19 protein-coding genes, 1 riboswitch and 1 other annotated feature (1 of these 21 cut by a window edge) are annotated in these 20719 nt (G+C 43.6%); of the genes, 11 read left to right on the forward strand and 8 right to left on the reverse strand.

The annotated features are described in order from the left end of the window. Positions 1 to 16: 16 nt before the first annotated feature. The 4 genes from ACXACN_RS18745 to ACXACN_RS18760 all read left to right on the forward strand — a co-directional run bounded on the left by ACXACN_RS18745 (position 17) and on the right by ACXACN_RS18760 (position 3908). The gene (locus ACXACN_RS18745) at positions 17 to 688 is read left to right on the forward strand and encodes a Dph6-related ATP pyrophosphatase (protein WP_474966507.1); all 672 of its coding nucleotides are present in this window, start codon (positions 17 to 19) and stop codon (positions 686 to 688) included. A gap of 53 nt (positions 689 to 741) precedes the next feature. Next, positions 742 to 1521 carry an enoyl-ACP reductase FabI gene (fabI, locus tag ACXACN_RS18750; RefSeq protein ID WP_474966508.1) on the forward strand — a complete coding sequence of 260 codons (780 nt, stop codon included), beginning with the start codon at positions 742 to 744 and terminating at the stop codon, positions 1519 to 1521. 131 nt (positions 1522 to 1652) lie between these two features. Beyond that, positions 1653 to 3029: a Glu/Leu/Phe/Val family dehydrogenase gene (locus ACXACN_RS18755; RefSeq protein ID WP_474966510.1), complete on the forward strand. Its 1377-nt coding sequence runs from the start codon at positions 1653 to 1655 to the stop codon at positions 3027 to 3029. 102 nt (positions 3030 to 3131) lie between these two features. Next, positions 3132 to 3908: a 3-hydroxybutyrate dehydrogenase gene (locus ACXACN_RS18760; protein ID WP_474966511.1), complete on the forward strand. Its 777-nt coding sequence runs from the start codon at positions 3132 to 3134 to the stop codon at positions 3906 to 3908. A 94-nt stretch (positions 3909 to 4002) separates the two neighbouring features. On the opposite strand, the gene ACXACN_RS18765 is transcribed toward ACXACN_RS18760, so the two are convergent. The 3 genes from ACXACN_RS18765 to ACXACN_RS18775 all read right to left on the reverse strand — a co-directional run bounded on the left by ACXACN_RS18765 (position 4003) and on the right by ACXACN_RS18775 (position 9225). After that, on the reverse strand, positions 4003 to 5289 hold the full coding sequence (locus ACXACN_RS18765; protein WP_474966512.1) for a GntP family permease: 1287 nt from the start codon (positions 5287 to 5289) through the stop codon (positions 4003 to 4005). A gap of 282 nt (positions 5290 to 5571) precedes the next feature. Beyond that, on the reverse strand, positions 5572 to 8328 hold the full coding sequence (gene ppc, locus ACXACN_RS18770; RefSeq protein WP_474966514.1) for a phosphoenolpyruvate carboxylase: 2757 nt from the start codon (positions 8326 to 8328) through the stop codon (positions 5572 to 5574). 399 nt (positions 8329 to 8727) lie between these two features. Further along, positions 8728 to 9225 carry a GNAT family N-acetyltransferase gene (locus ACXACN_RS18775; protein ID WP_474966515.1) on the reverse strand — a complete coding sequence of 166 codons (498 nt, stop codon included), beginning with the start codon at positions 9223 to 9225 and terminating at the stop codon, positions 8728 to 8730. A 135-nt stretch (positions 9226 to 9360) separates the two neighbouring features. On the opposite strand from ACXACN_RS18775, the gene ACXACN_RS18780 reads away from it, so the two are divergent. Next, positions 9361 to 10845, forward strand: coding sequence for a Na+/H+ antiporter NhaC family protein (locus ACXACN_RS18780; protein WP_474966517.1), 1485 nt, complete (start codon positions 9361 to 9363; stop codon positions 10843 to 10845). Between the two features lie 53 nt (positions 10846 to 10898). Here the strand turns inward: ACXACN_RS18780 and ACXACN_RS18785 are convergent, their stop codons facing one another. Further along, positions 10899 to 11387: a DinB family protein gene (locus ACXACN_RS18785; protein WP_474966519.1), complete on the reverse strand. Its 489-nt coding sequence runs from the start codon at positions 11385 to 11387 to the stop codon at positions 10899 to 10901. A 179-nt stretch (positions 11388 to 11566) separates the two neighbouring features. On the opposite strand from ACXACN_RS18785, the gene ACXACN_RS18790 reads away from it, so the two are divergent. The 5 genes from ACXACN_RS18790 (at position 11567) to ACXACN_RS18810 (ending at position 16933) form a co-directional block, all read left to right on the forward strand. After that, complete coding sequence (locus ACXACN_RS18790; RefSeq protein WP_474966520.1) at positions 11567 to 12442, forward strand: alpha/beta hydrolase family protein; 876 nt, start codon at positions 11567 to 11569, stop codon at positions 12440 to 12442. Between the two features lie 120 nt (positions 12443 to 12562). Then, the gene (locus ACXACN_RS18795) at positions 12563 to 13255 is read left to right on the forward strand and encodes an AIM24 family protein (protein ID WP_226594024.1); all 693 of its coding nucleotides are present in this window, start codon (positions 12563 to 12565) and stop codon (positions 13253 to 13255) included. A gap of 168 nt (positions 13256 to 13423) precedes the next feature. Next, positions 13424 to 13545: riboswitch (SAM riboswitch) on the forward strand. Between the two features lie 121 nt (positions 13546 to 13666). Then, positions 13667 to 14140, forward strand: coding sequence for a peptide-methionine (S)-S-oxide reductase MsrA (gene msrA / locus ACXACN_RS18800; protein WP_474966521.1), 474 nt, complete (start codon positions 13667 to 13669; stop codon positions 14138 to 14140). 996 nt (positions 14141 to 15136) lie between these two features. Continuing rightward, positions 15137 to 16255: an ethanolamine utilization protein EutH gene (gene eutH / locus ACXACN_RS18805; RefSeq protein ID WP_474966523.1), complete on the forward strand. Its 1119-nt coding sequence runs from the start codon at positions 15137 to 15139 to the stop codon at positions 16253 to 16255. Between the two features lie 24 nt (positions 16256 to 16279). Then, positions 16280 to 16933, forward strand: a complete 654-nt coding sequence (locus ACXACN_RS18810) for a peroxiredoxin-like family protein (RefSeq protein ID WP_474966525.1) — start codon at positions 16280 to 16282, stop codon at positions 16931 to 16933. Positions 16934 to 16984: 51 nt separating this feature from the next. Here ACXACN_RS18810 and ACXACN_RS18815 read toward each other — a convergent pair whose 3' ends face one another. Both ACXACN_RS18815 and ACXACN_RS18820 read right to left on the reverse strand, forming a co-directional pair. After that, positions 16985 to 17242 carry a DUF4190 domain-containing protein gene (locus tag ACXACN_RS18815; RefSeq protein ID WP_474966527.1) on the reverse strand — a complete coding sequence of 86 codons (258 nt, stop codon included), beginning with the start codon at positions 17240 to 17242 and terminating at the stop codon, positions 16985 to 16987. A 16-nt stretch (positions 17243 to 17258) separates the two neighbouring features. Continuing rightward, entirely contained in the window at positions 17259 to 17741 is a 483-nt protein-coding gene (locus tag ACXACN_RS18820; protein WP_474966920.1) for a ribonuclease H-like YkuK family protein, read from the reverse strand. Between the two features lie 323 nt (positions 17742 to 18064). On the opposite strand from ACXACN_RS18820, the gene ACXACN_RS18825 reads away from it, so the two are divergent. Then, a complete protein-coding gene (locus ACXACN_RS18825) occupies positions 18065 to 18583 on the forward strand; it encodes an AAA family ATPase (RefSeq protein WP_474966528.1) in 519 nt (172 codons plus the stop codon). A gap of 43 nt (positions 18584 to 18626) precedes the next feature. Here the strand turns inward: ACXACN_RS18825 and ACXACN_RS18830 are convergent, their stop codons facing one another. Then, positions 18627 to 18857, reverse strand: coding sequence for a hypothetical protein (locus tag ACXACN_RS18830; RefSeq protein WP_474966529.1), 231 nt, complete (start codon positions 18855 to 18857; stop codon positions 18627 to 18629). A 72-nt stretch (positions 18858 to 18929) separates the two neighbouring features. Next, positions 18930 to 20612, reverse strand: coding sequence for an arginine--tRNA ligase (gene argS / locus ACXACN_RS18835; RefSeq protein ID WP_474966531.1), 1683 nt, complete (start codon positions 20610 to 20612; stop codon positions 18930 to 18932). 38 nt (positions 20613 to 20650) lie between these two features. Continuing rightward, positions 20651 to 20719 (reverse strand) — a binding site (T-box leader); it runs 145 nt beyond the window's last position.

The following is a 20719-nucleotide window of genomic DNA, read 5'->3' on the forward strand; positions in this document are numbered from 1 at the left end:
ATGGAGGGGGAGAAAGATGCCTGAGAAAGTCATGGTCTCTTGGAGTGGAGGCAAGGATTCTGCTCTAGCCTTGCATATGGTCATGAATGATGAAAAATATGAAGTCGAGGGTCTTTTTTCAACCGTTTCTGAACAGTCTTTGCGGTTACCTGTGCATGAAGTCAGTGTAAATCTGCTTAAGAAGCAAGCGGAGGCGCTTGGTCTACCGTATGAAATTGTCATGCTTCCGGACAATGCTTCTAATGAAGTTTATGACAACATCATGAACCGAACGTTTCAAGGCTTCAAGGACAGAAAAATCTATAAGGTAGTTTATGCGGATCTTTTCCTCGAAGACATTCGGGCGTTTCGTGACCAATTATTAACGAAGTATGCGATGGAAGGTGTCTATCCCTTATGGGGAATGGGTGCACACAAGGTGGCGTCAGAGGTCATCGAACAAGGGTTTCAGGCCGTCGTCACTACTGTTGATAAGGAGAAACTTGATAAAAGGTTTGCGGGGGTCCTTTATGATCAGGAGTTTTTGAATTCCCTGCCTCATGAAATCGACCCATGTGGAGAACATGGTGAATTTCACACATTTGTATATGACGGCCCTATGTTTCATAGATCTTTGAGGATTCAACAAGGGGAACGATTCGACACATGGAGTGGAAGGTTTTCTCATGTGGAAATAAATGAAAAGTAGACAACCCTCTTCGGAATAAGGTATAACTAAGAAAACACATGTTGGAGGTTACTATGGAAGATATTTTACAGATGAAAGATAAAAACATCGTTGTCATGGGAGTGGCAAACCAAAGAAGCCTTGCCTGGGGTGTGGCTAAATCCCTTTATCAGGCAGGAGCCAACGTTATTTTTACATATCGGAAAGAAAGAAGTTATAAAAAGCTTGAGAAGATGCTTACAGAAGGTGGATTGGATGCGAAAGCCATCGTTCAATGTGATGTGAACAGTGATGAAAGTATTCAGGAAGCTTTTGCAGAAATTGGTGAGAAAGTCGGAGTCATCCATGGTGTCTGTCATTCCATCGCTTTTGCTCATGCAGAGGATCTAAGAGGAAAGTTCGTTGATACTTCCCGTGAAGGGTTCGCCTTTGCACAGGATACGAGTGCGTATTCTCTTATTGCGGTAGCGAAAGCAAGTCAACCATATATGACGGAAGGTGGATCCATGATTGCCATGAGTTATCTTGGAGCTGAACGAGTGGTCGAAGGATACAACGTCATGGGTGTCGCGAAAGCATCTCTTGAAGCAACGGTCCGTTATTTGGCGTCTGACTTAGGAAAGAATCAAATCAGAGTCAATGCGATCTCAGCCGGAGCGGTTCGTACACTTGCCGCCAAAGGGGTTCCAAGTTTCAATGAAATTCTACACAAGATTGAGGAAACTGCTCCGCTTAAAAAGAATGTGACACAGGAAGAAGTCGGGGATATGACCCTGGCCATGATGAGTCACTTGTCCCGTGGAGTGACAGGTGAAATTGTTTATGTTGATTCTGGTTACAATATATTAGGTTAATGTAAAAAGTCCCCTGTAACATGGGGACTTTTTCTTTGTTGAAAACGTTTCATAGCTTTTGTTTGGGGAATGGACTCTTAGATAAGGAAATCCGCACAGGACCAATTCAGGAGAACGGAGGTTATTGGATTATGCAAAGACAACAAACCATTATCGAAGAATCATTAAAAGCCATCATGGAAGATGAAGACTTTCTTCCAGACTTAAAAGCTCAGACACGGGAGCAAGCTTACAAATCATTGGTAGCTCTGCTTTCGACCCCGAATCATATCCACAAATCCTTCCTGCGCATCGCCAAAGAAAATGGAACAATTGTAAGGATTCCGGCCTTCCGCGTCCAACATAGCGATACCGTGGGACCTTATAAAGGCGGCATTCGTTTTCATGAATCCGTTGAAGAAGGGGAAGTATCCAATTTAGCGAAACTGATGACCTTGAAAAATGCCCTGCATGAACTTCCTTTTGGTGGAGGTAAAGGTGGAGTAGTCATCAACCCGAAAGAATACAGCGTCAAAGAACTCAATTTGATCTGCAAAAAATATGTCCAATACTTCAATGATATCCTCGGACCGGACAAGGACATTCCAGCTCCGGATGTAGGGACAGGGGAGCGTGAAATGGATTGGATGATGGGAGAATTCAAAAATATCCATCCCGGTGAACCTTACCGAAACAGTTTTACTGGAAAAAGCATTGTGAACGGCGGATCCCTTGGTAGAAGGGAATCCACCGGAAAAGGGGTCTATTATACGTTCCGGTACATGATGCATAACTTCGTCAATGATAATAGAAAATGGTTAGGGGATACAGAAAACATTTTTGCCCATACGGCTCTGGACCACGCAGATAAAAAGTTGAAAATGGCCGTCCAAGGATTCGGTAACCTCGGTTCTGTGGCTGCTCTAGAAGCTTATCATTGCGACCATCTGCAAAACCGTGTGGTTGCTGTGAGCGATGCCAATGTTATGCTGCACAATGCTGATGGTCTCGACATCCCGGGTCTCGTCCAGTTTGCGAAAGAGCATGGGGGAGACCTGCCTTCAACAGAACAAGAACTGAACGAACATGAGCTTGTCGCAGAGATCAAAGAGCGTGATGACTTGTTGGAAATGGATGTCGATGTTCTGATCTTAGCAGCGTTGGAGGATCAAATCCACAAAGATAACATGAAGGATATTCAAGCGAAGATTATCGTAGAAGGTGCGAATGGACCGATTACAGAAGAAGCGGATCGGTATCTTGCCGATAAAGGAGTATTGATCGTTCCAGACATCCTAGCCAATGCTGGCGGGGTTATCGTTTCTTACTACGAATGGGTGCAGGGCAGAGAGGCGCAGTTTATGACGGAGGATCAAGTGTACGAAAGACTTTTTGAAAAGCTGAAACATACGATGGATACGATTCTTCCGCAATTTTTCGGTGATCCGTTCCCATTAAGACAAAACTGTTACATCCACTCAGTCATGAAACTATCCACAATTATGTACCGTCAAGGAAAACTATATTAAGTTGAAAAACTCAGCCTCGCGTCAGGCTGAGTTTTTTTGTACATATTTTCTTGGAAAAGGGAAAATTAAAGGAAGAGTGCTTATTAAAAAGGAGGAGTTGCAATGCTAGAAGGAAGATCAGCGTTAATTACTGGTTCTGGTCAGGGGATTGGACTTGAGATTGCCACAGAATTTGCAAAAGCAGGCGCCAAAGTCATGCTCAATGATATCAATGAAGAGACCCTCAACAAATCCGTGGAACAATTGCGGTCCCAAGGACATACAGCCGAAGGGGTTGTTGCCAACGTAGCGAAAGAAGAAGATGTGAAACATGCGATTGAGGAAACGGTCAGTAAATTTGGCAAAATTGACATTCTAGTCAATAACGCAGGGATCCAGCATGTTGCTCCCATTGAAGAATTCCCTAGTGAAAAATTCGAATTGATTCTGGATATCATGCTTAAAGGTCCGTTCTATGGCACGAAGTACGCGTTCCCGCACATGAAGGAACAAGGCTATGGTCGCATTTTAAATATGGCATCGATTAATGGACTGATCGGTTTTGCTGGGAAAGCTGGCTACAACAGTGCCAAGCACGGGGTTATCGGTTTAACGAAAGTAGCTGCCCTCGAAGGAGCGGACCACGGTGTTACGGTAAACGCCATCTGCCCGGGATATGTCGATACACCTCTTGTTCAAAACCAGTTAGAAGACCTGGCGAAATCGAGAAACATCGATAAGGAAAAAGCGTTGGAAGAGGTTATTTATCCACTCGTCCCCCAAAATCGCTTGTTGCAAGTTCAAGAAATTGCAGACTATGCGATTTTTCTTGTTAGTGAAAAAGCAAAAAGCATCACAGGTCAAGCAGCGGTCATCGATGGTGGCTATACCGTTCAATAACGAAGGAAAACACGTCTCATTATGTAGGGCGTGTTTTTTTATTTGTTCCAGCAAATAAAAAAGCTCCCCTCGTTATGAGAGAAGCTTTGGTTATTTAGTTGATGCCCATCATAGCAAGGAAGATAATCGCAATGGTTGCAATCATCGGAATAAGAAGACCAACAACGAAAACATCCTTGTATGAATCCTTGTGTGTCAATCCTGTAACTGTGAACAATGTTAGTAATGCACCGTTATGAGGGAGAATGGAAGCTCCAGAGGCTACTGATGTAATACGGTGAAAAGCTTCAAGACTCAACCCTTGATCGACAGCAATATTGTAATATTCTTGTCCGAGGGCTTCAAGAGCAATTCCCATTCCGCCAGAGGCAGACCCCGTAATCATCGCAAGTAGACTAACCGCAAAGGCTTCTGAGAAAAATGGACTTAGCGGGATGCTGAAAATCAATTCCTTTACCGAATCAAAGCCGGGTGACGCTGTAACGACAGTACCAAATCCAACAGCCGCACTCGTGTTAATGGTAGCCATAACCGATCCCGATGCGCCGCCGTTGATTGCTTTGATGAAATCTTTATACTCTTTCCAGTTAAACACCATGATTAAAATGATCCCAATGAGCAAGGCAGCTAATATACTGATGTCAAAGAGGTTCAACGTCAACACAACTGCAATAAGCGGAATGGTAGAGAGAATCCAGTTAGGCAGCTCTTCTTCATTCACACTTTTTACTTGGTTGTCGCCTTCAGGCTCTGTGAATTGTTCATCATTATTGTCCAGCTGTTTTTCACGGAATTTCAAATAAAAGTAACCGCCGACAGCCATGATTAATGCAGCCACAACACCCAAAATTGGAGCGGCCATCGTGTCTGTTTTAAAGGTGTTGATCGGAATGATGTTTTGAATTTGCGGTGTTCCCGGTAGCGCAGTCATCGTAAATGTGAACGCTCCGAGTACGAATGTTGATGGAATCAACTTTCTAGATACGTTCGCCTCACGGAACATAGCTACTGCCAAGGGATACACAGCAAAAACGACGACAAACAAACTTACTCCGCCATACGTAAGAATCGCTGCAGATAATAGCATTCCAAGAATCGCACGTTTTTTTCCAATGACGTTCGAAATCTTATGAGCAACCGATTGAGCAGCTCCAGTATCTTCCATTAACTTTCCAAAGATCGCACCAAAAAGGAAAATCGGAAAATAGTCTTTTGCAAAGTCAACAAATCCCTGCATATAGGTATCAGTATAAGCGGGAAGGATATCCATTCCGCTCAATATTGCGACAATACCTGATACGAGTGGCGCAATCCAAATGATGGACCATCCAAGATAAGCCAAAAGCATAAGTAATACAAGTCCAACTAGGATACTAATCATGATGAATCCCTCACTTTGTTTGATATCTGTTTTACTTTGTCCAAAACCAACAAATACATGAGGGATTCCATACAGAATCATAGGAACTTAATAAGTGAGCTTTTGTTTGTGGAAGGACAGTTTAGAGAAATTTGCGAGTGGGTAGAGTAGGCTTGCTCTTTATAACGAAGGAGCTATCTATAACTGACCATCACACAAAGATTGTGAGATAAGCTCGAGCCAAACGGAAATAAAAAAACCGAGGAAACCTGTTCAGGTTATCCTCGGTTTGGTATTCATTCATCAGCCTGTGTTACGAAGGCCGGCTGCGATTCCACTGATGGTGAGCAGCACTTCTGTTAAGATATCTTCGTGATCGTCAACTTGACGCAATTCCTTGATGAGTTCCACTTGAAGGAAGTTCAATGGATCGACATAAGGGTTTCGAAGTCGTACAGATTCTTTAATTGTCGGCTGGTGGTCAAGAAGCTCCGCATCCCCTGTAATTTGGAGGAGGATGTCTTTCGTGCGGTCGTATTCTTCCACGATGTTTTGGAAAATACGTTCACCGAGCTCTTGATCATTCACAAGGGCCTTATATTCTTTAGCCGTTTGAATATCTGCTTTCGTCAGTGCCATCTGCAAGTTGTTGATCGTGGAGCGGAAGAACGGCCAGTTCTCATACATTTGCTTGAGAATAGCCAGATTATCCTTGTCCTTTTCAACATAACTTGCCAGTCCTGTTCCTGAAGCGTACCATGCTGGGATGAGCTGACGGTTTTGAGTCCATGCAAATACCCATGGGATGGCTCTTAAGTTTTCAAACTTGGAACTGTCTTTACGCTTCATTGGGCGAGAACCGATATTCAGTTCACTGATTTCTTGTAACGGTGTTGCTTCGTTGAAGTAGGTTAAGAAGTCCGAATCACCGAATACAAGGGATTGATACTTCTTCAAGGATACATCAGAAATGTCTTCAAGCGCCTGCTCCCATAGATCTTCCCGATGATGGCCTTGTTCAGATTCTTTGGAAATATTCATGGCACCTTCTAAGAGAGTGGAAGCCCCTTGCTCAAGGCTTCGATAGGCGATATCTCTCAACAAGTAACGAGAAGAAAGGACCTCTCCTTGTTCAGTGATTTTAACACCTTCTCCTAGAGTTTCCACTGGTTGAGAAAGCAAGCTTCGGTTCAATGGACCGCCCCCGCGGCCGAGCGAGCCGCCACGACCATGGAAGAACTTCAGGCCAACATTGTATTCAATAGCCATATCGTGAATTTCTTGTTGGGCTTTGTATAGTCTCCAGTTCGCTGTAAGTGTTCCTCCATCTTTACTTCCATCCGAATATCCAAGCATGATTTCCTGGTGGTTGCCATGCTTGTCCAGGTGTTTACTGTAGACATCCATTTCAAAAAGGGTCTTCAGAATGTCAGGACCTGCGACGAGGTCATCCACTGTTTCTAAGAGCGGAGCCACGTTAATATTGCTTTCTACTGTGCCGTCAGCGTGTAGACGGTAGATGCCCGCTTCTTTTGCCAGGACAAGAACTTCAAGGAGGTCACTTGCTGATTCCGTCATACTGATCAAGTAGACTTCGATTGAACGCGGACCGAATTCCTTGTGCGCTTTGCGAATCATCTGAAATACATTCAACATTTTTTGAGTCGATTCTGAATAGTCTTCATTCAATAATGAAATCGGACGTGGATCCTTCAATACATCTTGAAGAACTTCAAGCTTTTCTTTTTCTTTCAGGGAAGAATAGTCTTCGACTATCCCAACTTTTTGCAGAAGCTCTGTAATGGCTGATTCGTGCTCCCCACTATGGTTTCGGATATCGAGTGTAGCGAGGTGGAAGCCGAATAGTTCAACTTGGCGAATCAGTTTACGCAGCTTCTTCAGTTCCCTTTTGTTTGGCTGGTGTGTTTGAGCACTTTCTCGAATTTGACGCAAATCTTCGAGTAGTTCGTCCGCATAACCATAGCCGATATCAGATTTACCTACTTGACGCAGGCGTTCAAGGATAATGGCGAATTTTCGGCGGTAGATTTCGCGGTCGACACGCCATTTTTTACCTTTCGGAAGCATCGGTTCTTCTTTTTCAATCGCATTTCTCAATTCATCGGTGACCGTCACCTGAGATGAAGAGTGGCTGAAGCGTTTCATCAGCTCAACGAGGACTTCATCGTATTTCTTCAACACAAGTTTGCGTTGTTTTTGCAGCGTCTGCCACGTGATTTCAGGGGTTACGTTCGGATTTCCATCGCGGTCTCCGCCAATCCAGGAACCAAAGCGAAGGAAGTTCGGTACGGTCCAGTCTTCATTTGGATAATGATCTTCCAAACGGGCCTCGAGCTCCTGGTGGATATCCGGCAACACATCAAATAAAGTCTCGTCAAAATAGTAAAGACCGTTGCGTACTTCATCCATAACGGTTGGTTTACGTTCGCGTAATTCGTCTGTCTGCCAAAGAACGGTCACTTCATTTTGCAGGCTGTCCTGTAAGCTTTCTTTTTCACTCTTCGTCAATTGAGGATGATCAAGCTTTTTAAGAATCGTTGCAATACGCTTCTGTATTTCAAGAACGGTCCGCTTTGTAGCTTCCGTCGGGTGCGCGGTAATAATCAGCTCCAATGAAAGCTTGTTCAAGACTTCCTGGATGTCTTCCTTAGAAAATTTATTGTTCTTCAGGTTCTGCACAGCGCTTTCGAGCGAAAATGGTTGAGCCCCATGATCTTCGCGTAATTGATACTCGCGACGACGGCGAATGCGGTGATTTTGTTCAGCGATGTTAACGAGGTGGAAATAAATTGAGAATGCGCGGATCACTTGGGAGCGCATCGGTGGTTCGAGGTTTTGAATTTCATTTTTCAGTTGATTATAAGTTGAGGGATCATGACTGTTCCTCAAATCTTTCGTTAATTGTCGGATCGTTTCTACTTTGTTCAGTAGTTCCTCTCCGCCGTGGTGGACGAGAATATCTCCAAGCATTTTCCCTAATGCATGAATGTCCCGGCGTAAGGGGGTTGTATGATCGCTAGAGTTTTTTACAGTAGTCATACTTTCACCTTCCTGTCAGTTAAGTAAGATAAAATTGCCTATGTGATTCATAATGTTATCAGAATAATTTGCATAGTCAAACACTTCGAACCATGATACCATCATTAGTTATGCCATTCTACTCACCAGAAGAATATGGCAAACACAAGAATGACAATACATGTAAGCGTTAACTTATAAAGTTGCATAAACATACTTCTTCTATTTTAAATTCTTTCCCCAAAAAACACAAAATGAAAATCTTCGATGTACTATTTGGAAGAATGTGTAAGACCTGGTCGCCCAATGATTGACAAAAACAAGGGGCATGACAGCCTTCCTCTGGATGGGTGTATAGGAATGGGGAGAGTATGAAAAAGTAAGAGGAAAGAATGTATGACGTTCTCTTCTCTTTGAGGGTTATGCATATTTATCGAGACTCATTTCATAAAGGCTCCAGGTTTCGTCTTTGAAAGGGCGATGGTTTTTCAAATAGTAGTCTGTGGTAAAACCGGCTTTTTCATAACATCGTATCGCTCCTTTGTTGAAGTCAAAAACACCTAAAGTGACCTTTTCAAGTTCGAGTGTCTGAAAGGCGTACGTGGATATCAGCTGGATCATATGGTTTCCATAACCTTTCCCTCTATACTCAGGAGATACAATCACTTTTCCGATTCGTCCCTCCTTTTTGTCTTTATTGATCCGGCCGATGGAAAGGTGACCGATGGTTTTATTTAGTTCCGGATCATAGACTTGGAAAGCCCGTCGATCTTCTGCATCTTTGTAATCCATGAGCTGTGTGTGGGTTAATGGATAGTCGAACATCGGCCCTCCCCACTGCATGAGAAATCTTGGTGAATCAATCCAATTGATTAAAGCTTGGAAATCTTCTTCTTGAAAAGGGATTAATTGCAGCATGTTCCATCTCCTTCCTAGCTTTTTTATCGATGATACACTATTATTGAAAAATTATGAAAAAACTCGTGACATTACATCTATACACATGGGATGATAATCTATTGTAAAGTTAACGTTGGTAAAGGAGGGAATCTAGTGGCAGATAAAGAAAAAGAACAGGTCATAGATGAAGCGGTAGGAGAAAAAGACATCCGGAAGTTAGAATTTCGTGGTGGTGTCTTTAGTGCTACCATTCCTTTAGTTTTTTTCATCATATGGGCGATTGTATTAAGTGTCACAGGCCTTGTGACAGAACAGGCCTTAGTTTTAGGGATGGTCATTGGAATTGCCATCGGTCTATTTTTATGTAAATCCACATGGTCCGACTATGCTCAAAGTTTGATTTCCGGCATGGCCCAGCCTGTAGGAGTCGTTGCGATTCTTGCCTGGTTTTGGGCAGGGATGTTTGCAAACATGTTGTCCGCTGGTGGATTAGTGGACGGTCTTATATGGGCCGGTTTTCAATCCGGGTTGGAAGGGGGAGCTTTTGTAGGAATCACCTTTCTTTTAGCGGGATTGTTTTCCACTGCTGTCGGTACGGGTTACGGTACGGTAGCGACATTTGGAGTCTTGATGTATCCTGCGGGCGTGATTTTAGGAGCAGATCCTGTCATTCTGCTTGCGGCCATTTTAAGTGGAGCCGTCTTTGGGGATAATCTGGCACCTGTATCAGACACTACAATTGTTTCTGCGACAACACAGGATGCTGATGTTCCGGGAGTTGTGCGTTCACGCTTCAAATATTCCATCACAGCAGCCATTCCAGCTTTCATTTTATTTGTGATTTTTGGTGGTGGTGGAGATATGGGCAGTCAGCAAGTGGTCACTGACCTTCAAAATGAAGTTTCACCTGAAGGGCTTCTTATGTTGGCACCCTTTGTACTCGTCCTATACTTAGCCTTAAGCGGTCATCATCTTTTGACATCACTGTCTTACGGAATCTTGGCAGCAGCTGTGTTCATCTTCCTTTCCGGAAATTCTTTGAAGGAAGTATTGCATATCCATAAAAACGATGCCGGTGAAGCAGTGATTGAAGGCGCGTTGATTGATGGAATCAGTGGCTATTTCAATATGGCTATTTTGATTCTCTTCATATTAGCTGCCGCTTACCTTTTGGATGTTGCAGGTACAATGGATGTCATTAAGAACTTCTTCTTGAAGCTGATCAATAATGTCGTTCGACGTGCTGAACTTTCCATTTTCGGAATTGTCGCATTCTTGAACGTGTTTATCACCATCAACACAGCGGCTGAAATTGCTGCGGCACCGTTCGTTCGTAAGTTAGGAACGGAAATGAAAATCCATGCATACCGAAGAGCAAACTTGCTGGATACGGTCACATCTTCTCTTGGCTATATCTTTCCTTGGAGTGGAGGTGTCCTGCTCGCATGGGCTACGGTCCAGGGAGCTGCCGATCAGTACGATTTCCTTCCGGTTGTCGGTCCCGGAGAAGTCTTTCCCTTCGTATTTCAGGGCTGGTTGTTATTGATTGTCATGTTCATTGCAGCATGGACAGGCTGGGGACTTCGTTACACCGGTGAAAACGGAGAAGAAGTAAAGCCGGCAGATTTTAATAAGTAAAAAGATAAGATACAAGTAACCCCCGAGTCATAGACTCAGGGGGTTGTTTTCATTTATGCATGAATGTGGGCTTTTACTTCTTTCATTTGATCCAAATGGCGTAGCTCGTGCCAACCGATAAACTCTACCCATTGTTCTAAGTTCATATCACCGAAAGAGGGGTGAGGATATACACGGTTTTGCAATGTTTCTTCATCCTTATTGTGGATGAGGAATAGAGTCGCTTCTCGCGTCTTTTTCAAGCCTTCTTTCGCATCATCCAATGAATTGAATTCCCCTTTTGGTTGAACGGCCTCTGGTGCCTCGACTTTATAATCGCGGTTAGTTGTCTTATGGATCGGTTTTTTTGTCGCTTGTTGAGTATCCCCTTGTTTGAGCGACTGATTGATCTGGTAAACAATTAATTGTTCCATTAAGTATAGGTGTTCTAAAACTTCAAGGATGGACCAGCGATTTCCTTCAGGCTTAACGGATGCTTCTTGCTCTGAAACTTGTTCAACAAATTGGAGCAGTTCACTTCTCTTCTCATCTAAGCCATACATACAAATTCTCCCTTTCAAGTGAAGTTAATTCGAGTCTATCACAACTCTAGTAAAAGTTTCTCTCCCCAGCTCCTCCAAAGTTGAAACCTTTCACACCACCTATCGTAAAGATAAGAACAGGAAAATATTGCATGACCAGGTCATACAAATTATTCCAATCGAATAAAGGAGGGGATAAGGTGAAGAAGCTGGTTGGAGCTTTCTTGGCTTTTCTTTGTTTCATAGGTGCTGTTGTATTTTTTGTAGATGCTAAAGAAGATACTGTTCTGCGGAGTAAGGAAGAGGTAGAAATTGGTGTACCAGGTGTTACAGGATATTCCATTACATACACTAGCGGTGGAGCTGAAATTCCGGGTCTCTGGATTGAGCCAGATGAAAAAGAAGGCCGTCTTCCGTTACTCATTCACAATCGTGGAGGGTTGGGAGAAAGTTCGTTGACAGATGCTCAAGAGCTAAAAAATCTTTCCTACTGGGCAAAACAGGGATATGTAGTACTAGCGACTCATTATAGGGAGAATGCCGAAGGAAAGTTTGAGCCATCCAATAAGGAAGACTTTGTCCTTGATGTGATGGATTTAAAGAAGGTGGGGGCAGAGTTGGATCATGTCGATGACGAACGAACGGTCATGCTTGGGTACTCCCGCGGTGGATGGATGAGCATGCTCGCGGTTCAACAAGACATAGAGGTTGATGCTGTTGCTGTGGTTGGAGCCATTAGTGATTTGAAACAATTGTACCTAACTCAACCAGAACCTGTTCAAGAGCAAATCGAACAGTTATTAGGAGAGCCTCGGGGTGATCAGGATTGGTATCGTGAACTTGCTCCAATCCATTGGGTGGAAGACATGGATGTCCCCACATTGATGCTTCACGGAGAAAGAGACCGGACCGTTCCGGTTGAGCAGGCGCGAATGTTTGCAGATCATATGGAACGTGAGCATGATCTTCATCGGTACATGGAATATGAGAATGGGGACCACAGTCTGAGCTTGCATTTCAAGGCGTATGCCCCTGAAGTGTTGCAATGGTTTGATTCTCATTTGGACGAAAAGTAGTGTAATTTCTATCGTCCCTCTACTTATAGGAGTAACTGTAAGAGTCAAAACGGATGGTTCGTGGTATAGAATGAAATAGATGTATAAATAACCATAGAAGACGATAAGGAGGAACAGATGATGAGCGACTACTCCATTGATGAATTTATTAGAAAAACAAAGCAGGATGAATCAGAGAATGATTATTTTGAGCTGGAAACCCCGAGAATTCTTGAGGTGAATCTACTTGATCAAGTGTGGGCTAAGGCGGGCGCGATGATTTCCTATAATGGAAACATCAAATTTGAAAGAGAGGGCATCCTTGAACATGGCGTTGGTCGCTTATTTAAAAAAGCAATGACCGGCGAAGGGAGTTCTTTAATGAAGGCTACAGGTCGTGGTCGTCTTTATCTTGCGGATCAGGGGAAGAAAATTACTATTTTTGATCTGGATAATGAGACCATCACAGTGAATGGCAACGATCTTCTTGCCTTTGAACCTAGCATTGATTGGGATATCAAACTAATGAAAAAAGTAGCCGGAATGGTTTCTGGTGGTTTATTTAATGTAACCCTTAGTGGTAGTGGACGCGTCGCTATCACATCGCACTATGAACCATTGACCTTGCTGGTACGTCCAGGGGAACCTGTCATTACCGACCCGCATGCTACTGTTGCCTGGTCCGGACACTTGGAACCAAACTTCAAAACAGACATCAGTTTTAAAACGCTGATTGGACGTGGAAGCGGGGAATCCATTCAAATGGAGTTTGAAGGAGATGGGTTTGTGATCGTGCAGCCGTTTGAGGAAGTTTACACAACAGGACAGAGCTAAACAGAAGCGGATTTTTTTACAGACAGGCATGAGCATGGTAGTCTTTGAATATAATAAAATCAAAAGAAAGACATTATGTGCTTTTATTAGAGATTTTTAACCTGTTATCCTTTACTTCGTTACAAATACGTAGTACTATGGGTACTAACAAAAATAAATAACGGAAACTTCTTATCCAGAGAGGCGGAGGGACTGGCCCTTTGATGCCCGGCAACCATCGAATCAATCTACGGATTGACAAGAACGGTGCCAATTCCTGTAGAATGTATTAACATTCTAAGAGATGAGAGGATCGTGCGGATATTAGCGACCCCTTTTCTTACTGGATAAGAAAAGGGGTCTTTTCGTGTAAGCACCATAACCGTCAAGGCTCTCGATAGAAGTTGCGTTAAGGGAAAGGAAAGATGATATATGGCGACAGCTATTTTCGGTGCAGGATGTTTTTGGGGAGTAGAAGCGTTTTTTGAGAAATTCGAAGGGGTTACAGAAACAAAGGTCGGTTATATTGGCGGCCACCTGGATAACCCAACATACGAACAAGTCAAAGCAGGTAAAAGTGGACACGCGGAATCTGTCAAAATAAACTACGATCCGACTGTCATCACCTATGCAGAACTTGTGAATATCTTTTTTGAAGCTCACGACCCGACTTCCCGTAACAAACAGGGAATGGATGTAGGTCACCAATACCGTTCCGTCATTTTTTATTCGGATGCTAGTCAGAAGTACATTGCAGAAGAAAAAATCAAAGAGTGGGAAGGAAAAGGGATCTTCAAACGTCCGATTGTTACAGATGTAGAAGAAGCATCCACCTTCTATGAAGCTGAAGAGTATCACCAGAAATATTTACAAAAGCACGGCTCTGCCGCATGCTCCATTGGCTAATAACAAAAGGACCCTCTAACAAGGGTCCTTTTTACATGTGTAATAATATCCCACTAAAGCTCCCGATTGTGGAAGACTCAGTTTCGAGATGTTCTCGGGGTTCGTTGCCTTGTTGAGCGTCAGGGGTGGCTGGGAAGCAACTCGTCTAGCACCATCGCCCAGACACTCGCGTCATAAGCAGAACAGCAAAGGCATGAAAGGACACATGCCTTTGCTGTTCTGCTTATGCCAGTCGTGTCTACCAGGGCGATTCCGCATTTGAACACATTCCTGTGGATGAGCGCCGAGCTTCCTCGGACTGCGTCCTGCGGGATCTCGCCTATCTCCTTCTCCCACGGGAGTCTCGCAGTTTCCCATTCACCCCTTTCATAGTAAGGAGAAACGAACCCCTATACCTAGAGGAAGTGTCTCCCATTTCGCCCCCAAAGGCAGGCATAAAGCGCTCTGTATCAAGCTAATAAATTCTGAATGCCTGTTGTGGAGAGGTTATATGATCTACTTTCCTCAGTCATTCAAGCTGCTTGTTCCAGAAGTGATTTCGAGAATCTTCCTTGGCAAAGAGGGCGGAGGGAAACGGTGAGACTCCTGTGGGAAGTGCGTGGTAGATGAGACCCCGCAGAGCTTTAGCTCGAGGAGGCTCATCACTCGCCCACGGAAAGCGAACCTTTTCCCGGAGCCCCTAAACTCCCACAAAAGTCTCGAAATCAAGTCTTCAAGAAAACTGCCATATTGTTGAAGCAGGATGCCGATTCTTTGATTTAAGCTATGCAAAAAGGCTGGCCATGGCAACAGGATACATATTCTCAAAACCCACACCGAACATTGTTTAACGACTGCAGCAAAGCATGTTCCAAAAGGTTGGGGCAATGGGGGATCTGAATGATAAACTAGTAACTAGAGAAATGACAGGGGAGAAAACCGTATTAGAATCACCCCTACCCTTCGTAGAATTTCAGGTGAATATGGATAGAAAAACGTAAGAAAGGGGCTGGGCCTTTGTGGGTAAATGATGCGATTTTAATGGTCATGTGCATGTTTATGGTAATCGGAGCGCTTGATTATTATGTGCTCAATCATCGTCTTTCTCTCGGATGGCGTTTTTATGAAGCCTTCATGATGATGGGGCCGCTTGCTCTCTCCATGGTGGGAATTATTTCCCTCGCTCCTGTGCTGTCCCAGTGGCTTGCGCCTGTCATCCGCCCTCTGTTTTTATGGTTCGGGGCGGATCCTGCCATGTTTGCATCCATGATGCTTGCGATTGATATGGGTGCTTACCCGCTGGCTGAATCCCTGGCAATGGAAGAGGGAGCGGCCACTTTTTCCTGGGCATTCCTCGGAACGATGATGGGACCTACACTTGTTTTTACCATTCCAGTCGCGCTGACGATTGTTAAAAAGGAGGACCGGCCTTACTTTTCCAAGGGAATTCTAGCTGGTTTAGTTACGGTTCCGATCGGATGCTTCGTCGGCGGGGCGGTAGCAGGATATGAAGCGATGTGGATGGTACGTAATTTGACACCGGCTATTTTGCTTTCGGTCTTTATAGGAGCGGGTTTATGGTTGTTCACCAACGTAACCATCCGATTGTTTTCTTATTTCGGAAAAACAATTGAAATCATCATCATTACTGGTCTTGCTCTCATTATTATTGAAACATTGACGGGGGTTGTTGTTTTACCGGGTATGGCTCCTTTATCCGAAGGGGTGGTCATTGTCGGGAGGATTACGGTCACATTAGCAGGCGCTTACCCTCTGGTCGCATTCATTAATCAGCGGGGAGAGAAATTCATTGGACGGCTGAGTGAAAAATGGGGCATGAATTCTACCTCGTTAACAGGTCTGATCGCTTCTACGGCTCATCACTTACCAATGTTAGCGACGATGAAAGATATGGATGTGCGAGGAAAGACGGTCAATGCAGCGTTCGCTGTCAGCGGTGCGTTTGTCATCGGCAGCCATTTTGCGTTTGTCGCTAGTGTAGAAAAGGACATGATTTTACCTGTATTGATTGGAAAACTAACAGCAGGGCTGTTAGCGGTAGGTCTTGCTCTATGGATGACCAGAGAAAGCAAATCATTTTCTTCACGTTTCTTATCTCTTTATAATGAAAAGTGAATCTATTGTAAAAGGAGTTTTTTCATGAAGACAGAAATGCGAGAAAATTTTAACGAGTATATTGAAAAATTCAAGAAAGCAGCTTCCGAAGAAACTCAAGAAAAAATGAAGCAGGCGATTGATGAACTGGAAGCTTCAGATGATGGAGAAGGCTTGTCTGCGGGAGTGAAAGCCCCGAACTTCGACTTGCCAGACGCTAAGGGAGAAACGGTTGAGCTGTATGAACAGTTGAAACGTGGCCCGGTCGTTCTTACATTTTATCGTGGTGGCTGGTGCCCTTATTGCAACATGGAACTGAGAGCATATCAGCAAATCCTTGAAGAAATTCATGGAGAAGGTGCAGAATTGATTGCGATCAGTCCACAAACCCCTGATCAGTCCCTGACGACTCAGGAGAAAAATGAACTGAACTATCATGTGTTAAGCGACGTTGGAAATGAAGTGGCTAAGCAGTACAATTTAGTGTATCAATTACCTGATTATCTTGTAGATGTGTACAAAGAAAAAGGGCTGGAAGTGGACAAACATAATGGCGATGAAACGTGGACCCTGCCTGTTTCAGCGACTTACATTATCAACACAGATGGTAGCATTGTGTACGATTATACGAAGGCTGACTATAAAGATCGAGCTGAACCATCTGAGGTTCTTGAGGAATTGAAAAAAATAAACAAATAAAAACAAAGCGTCCTCTTCATACAGAGGGCGCTTTCCTTTTACGTGCTTATTTTACATAAAGAGATTCAAGTTCATAAAAAAGAAATAGGCAGCAAGGATAAAAATAAGGATGCAAGACTGCAGGCAGAGCCCGAGGATACTGCAAATTTTACCGCCCAGGGCAAAACGGTACCCAGGAGCTTCGTTCGAAAGGTCACCAAGAGCTTGATTTGCAAAAAGAAGACCGATCCATCCAAGGATGAGGCCGACAAAGGGAAGAAAGATGGACATGATCCCCAACACACAAGAGGTCACGGCTTTTTGATACATCCATCATCACCGTCCATTACTTTGTATAACGATTGGCGTAACTGCTGGCAACTATGGAATCCGGCTTGATTTTCGCTTCCATTCCGAGCGATTCGATTCTTGCCATCATTTCATTTACATACACTCTTGTCCTGTTTCGCTCTCCACTCCCGATATCGATGTGTCCTTCAATGGTAAACGTTGCTCCTTTGTAGATGTAGGGGAGGACGACTTCGATGAGGTCATTCTTCTTTTCTTCCGTAAATAAGGAAGCTACTTGTTCTGTTAACGATGTCTCATAGGAGATGCGTTCATGTAATGTCGTCATTTCTCTGTGCACCAATTCTTTGCGGAAACAACCCCAGGCCCCTTTCCCTACGCGTTGGATAACGATGCCGGTAATGAAAAGGGTATGGGAGGGATGGACTTGGGAGTCTGTACCCATCATGAGCTTGTACTCGCCTATGGGGTCATTTTTCATAAAGGTCAATATATGAGAAAACACTTCTTCGAACTTCATTTTTTTATGGGTAAGGTTTTGAAATACATGGGATTGGTTCACAGTAGCCAACTCCTTAAATTTTTCAAAAGAAAGGGATTGTACGTCCATGAGCTAGTGACCATTCTGTTATTAAGATATTCATAGACCTACTCGAAAGATAACATGAATTTATCGAAAGTATGTGTCAGTGTTAAAAAAATTATGTGCTTTTTCCTGAATTTAGGTAGTTATTAAGCCGTGTGGCAAAGGATTCAGCACTGGAAAGCGAGAAAAAGGAAATCAAAGTTAAAAATTCCCATACAAGAATGTAATAAAGCTGAGGAAAAGGAGGGGACGGAACGGTGGTAGAGGAGATTCTTCGAAGAATTCCTTCATTAAAAGAAGGAAGAAAGTTCGTATTAGGAATCGATGGTTTGAGCCGTTCAGGAAAAACGACGCTTACCGAGAAGCTAAAAAACAACCTGCACCAAGCGTCTATTCCTGTCGTGACCTATCATATGGATGATTATGTTGTGAAAAGCGAGAAAAGGTACCATACCGGATATGAACCCTGGTATGAATATTATTTTTTACAATGGGATGTTAAAGGTTTACAGAAAGAGTTATTTGAATCACTAGAAAAAGAGGAAGCGTTCGTTGTAATCGAAGGTGTATTTCTGCAAAGGCAGGAGTGGCGGAGCTTTTTTGACCTTGTGGTGTACGTCCAGTGTTCAAGAGAAGAAAGGTTTTTAAGAGAGAGGGAGGAAACGAGAAAAAACATTGATCAATTCAAAGACCGGTACTGGAAAGCGGAAGATTACTACATCGCGACCGTTCAGCCTGAAAGACAGGCGGATTTTATTGTAACGTCTTCTTTGTGAAAACAAAAAAGGAGAAAAGGCGGGCCTTTTCTCCTTGCACCTATTAAAAGATAAAGATCCACATAAGAATGGCTGTAATGATAAACGTGATCGCGTAAATGGTCGTCAGTAAAGGGATACTTCCAATGTCACTGCCTGCGCTTTTCAACTGTTTGGCGTCATCTTCGGGGGAAGATGTGTTTTCAGGTTTGTTTACATTTTTAGCTATGACGATCGTGCCGATCAATGCAACGATCGAGACAATGATTGCAAGTCCATAATAAATCGGGTACATAGGATATGCTCCTCTCCCTCTTGTTACTTTTATTATAATGGAAGAAAGGGGAAAGTGCTAAACTTCTCTATGCTACATATTTTCAGGCGCCTGGATACCAAGAATGGATAAACCTTCGTTCAATTGAAATTGAACGGCATAAATCAACGATAGGAGTGCTTGTTCCTCTTCACTTCCCACCACCTTTGTATGTGAATAAAATTTATTGAAGTGACGCGCGACATCCAATAGGTGTTTAGCAAGTTTCGAAGGATCATACGCTTTATAGGCCTTCTCAATGACTTCCGGGAAGAGACGAATGGTTTTAATCAGTGGCCATGCCGATTCTGTTTGAACGTCTGTTGTAGGTTGATTTGGGTTGAAGTTTCCTTTTTCCAGTAAGGAAACGGTTCGTGCATGGGTGTATTGTAAGTAAGGAGCTGTATGGCCCTCAAAAGTAAGCATATCCTCCAATGAGAACTCGACATCGTTGCGACGGTCGTGTTTAAGATCGTGAAAGATGACAGCACCTACGCCTACTTGTTCGGCGACCTTTTCAGCATTCTTCAATTCAGGATTCTTTTCTTTTATATTTTTGGCAGCCTGCGAGATCGCCTCTTCCAACGCTTGTTCGAGCAAGACCGTCTTTCCTTGGCGCGTAGACATTTTCTTGCCATCTTGAAGCATCATTCCAAAAGAAATGTGTTTTAACTGATCCGCCCAGGGATAGCCTGCTTTTTTCAACACGTATTTAACCTGCTGAAAATGAAGAGTTTGTTCATGACCGACCACGTAGAGCGCTTCGTCAAAGTTATACGTCTGCTTGCGGTCGATGGCGGCTGTTAAATCTCTCGTTGCATAAATCGTCGTCCCGTTACTTTTTTGAATGAGACAAGGCGGCAAACCTTCCTCATCAAGACGGACGACCTGAGCACCATCAGATTTCTCCAACAATCCTTTTTCCTTCAACATTTCGATGGTCGCATCCATTTTGTTATTGTAATAGGCTTCGCCACGGGTCAAGTCGAAGGTGATCCCAAGGAGTTTATAAATGTTTTCAAACTCTTCCAGCGATACGTCTTTGAACCATTTCCACAAGGTCACGGCCTCTTCATCATTATTCTCCAATTTTTTAAACCATTCTCTTCCTTCTTCTATTAAAGATGGGTCTTCTTTTGAAGCATGATGAAATTTCACATACACACGCGTCAATTCTCGAATGGGATGGTTTTTGAGACTTTCTTCCTCTCCCCATTTAAGGTAAGCGGCTAATAGTTTTCCGAACTGTGTTCCGTAATCTCCGATGTAATTGATCTTGACTGTCTCATAGCCACATTTTTGTGCAAGGTTTGAGAGAGCATTCCCGATGACTGTGGATCGTAAATGCCCCATGGAAAAGGGTTTGGCAATATTCGGCGCAGACATATCAAGGACGACAGTCTTCCCTTTTCCAAATTCATGGGATCCATAAGCTTCCGGGTCCTGATAAAACTGATTCAATGCCTGGTTTGCCACAAACGTCTGGTCCAGAAAAATGTTGATATACCCGCCTACCGTTTGCACTTTTTGAAAGACCGGATGTTTTAATTGGTTGGAAATTTCTTCAGCAATCAGCTGTGGGCTTTTCTTCAACGTCTTGGCCAGTGGAAAGCAGGGGAAAGCCATGTCGCCGTAACTCGGCTGCTTGGGAACTTCAATCTGTTGTTGTACCCATTCTCGTGGATACTTTTCTCCGAGGATATGGGCGATTTGCAAAGCAAGAATTTGTTTTTCCATCAACGACACCTCCAAAAGTAAAAAAACCTCGTCTCTAAAAAAGAGACGAGGTTTGTGCTCGCGGTACCACTCTTATAGCTATCACATAGCCACTCGATGTTGTTAAC

This window comes from Halobacillus sp. AWM4_238, from assembly GCF_056158265.1.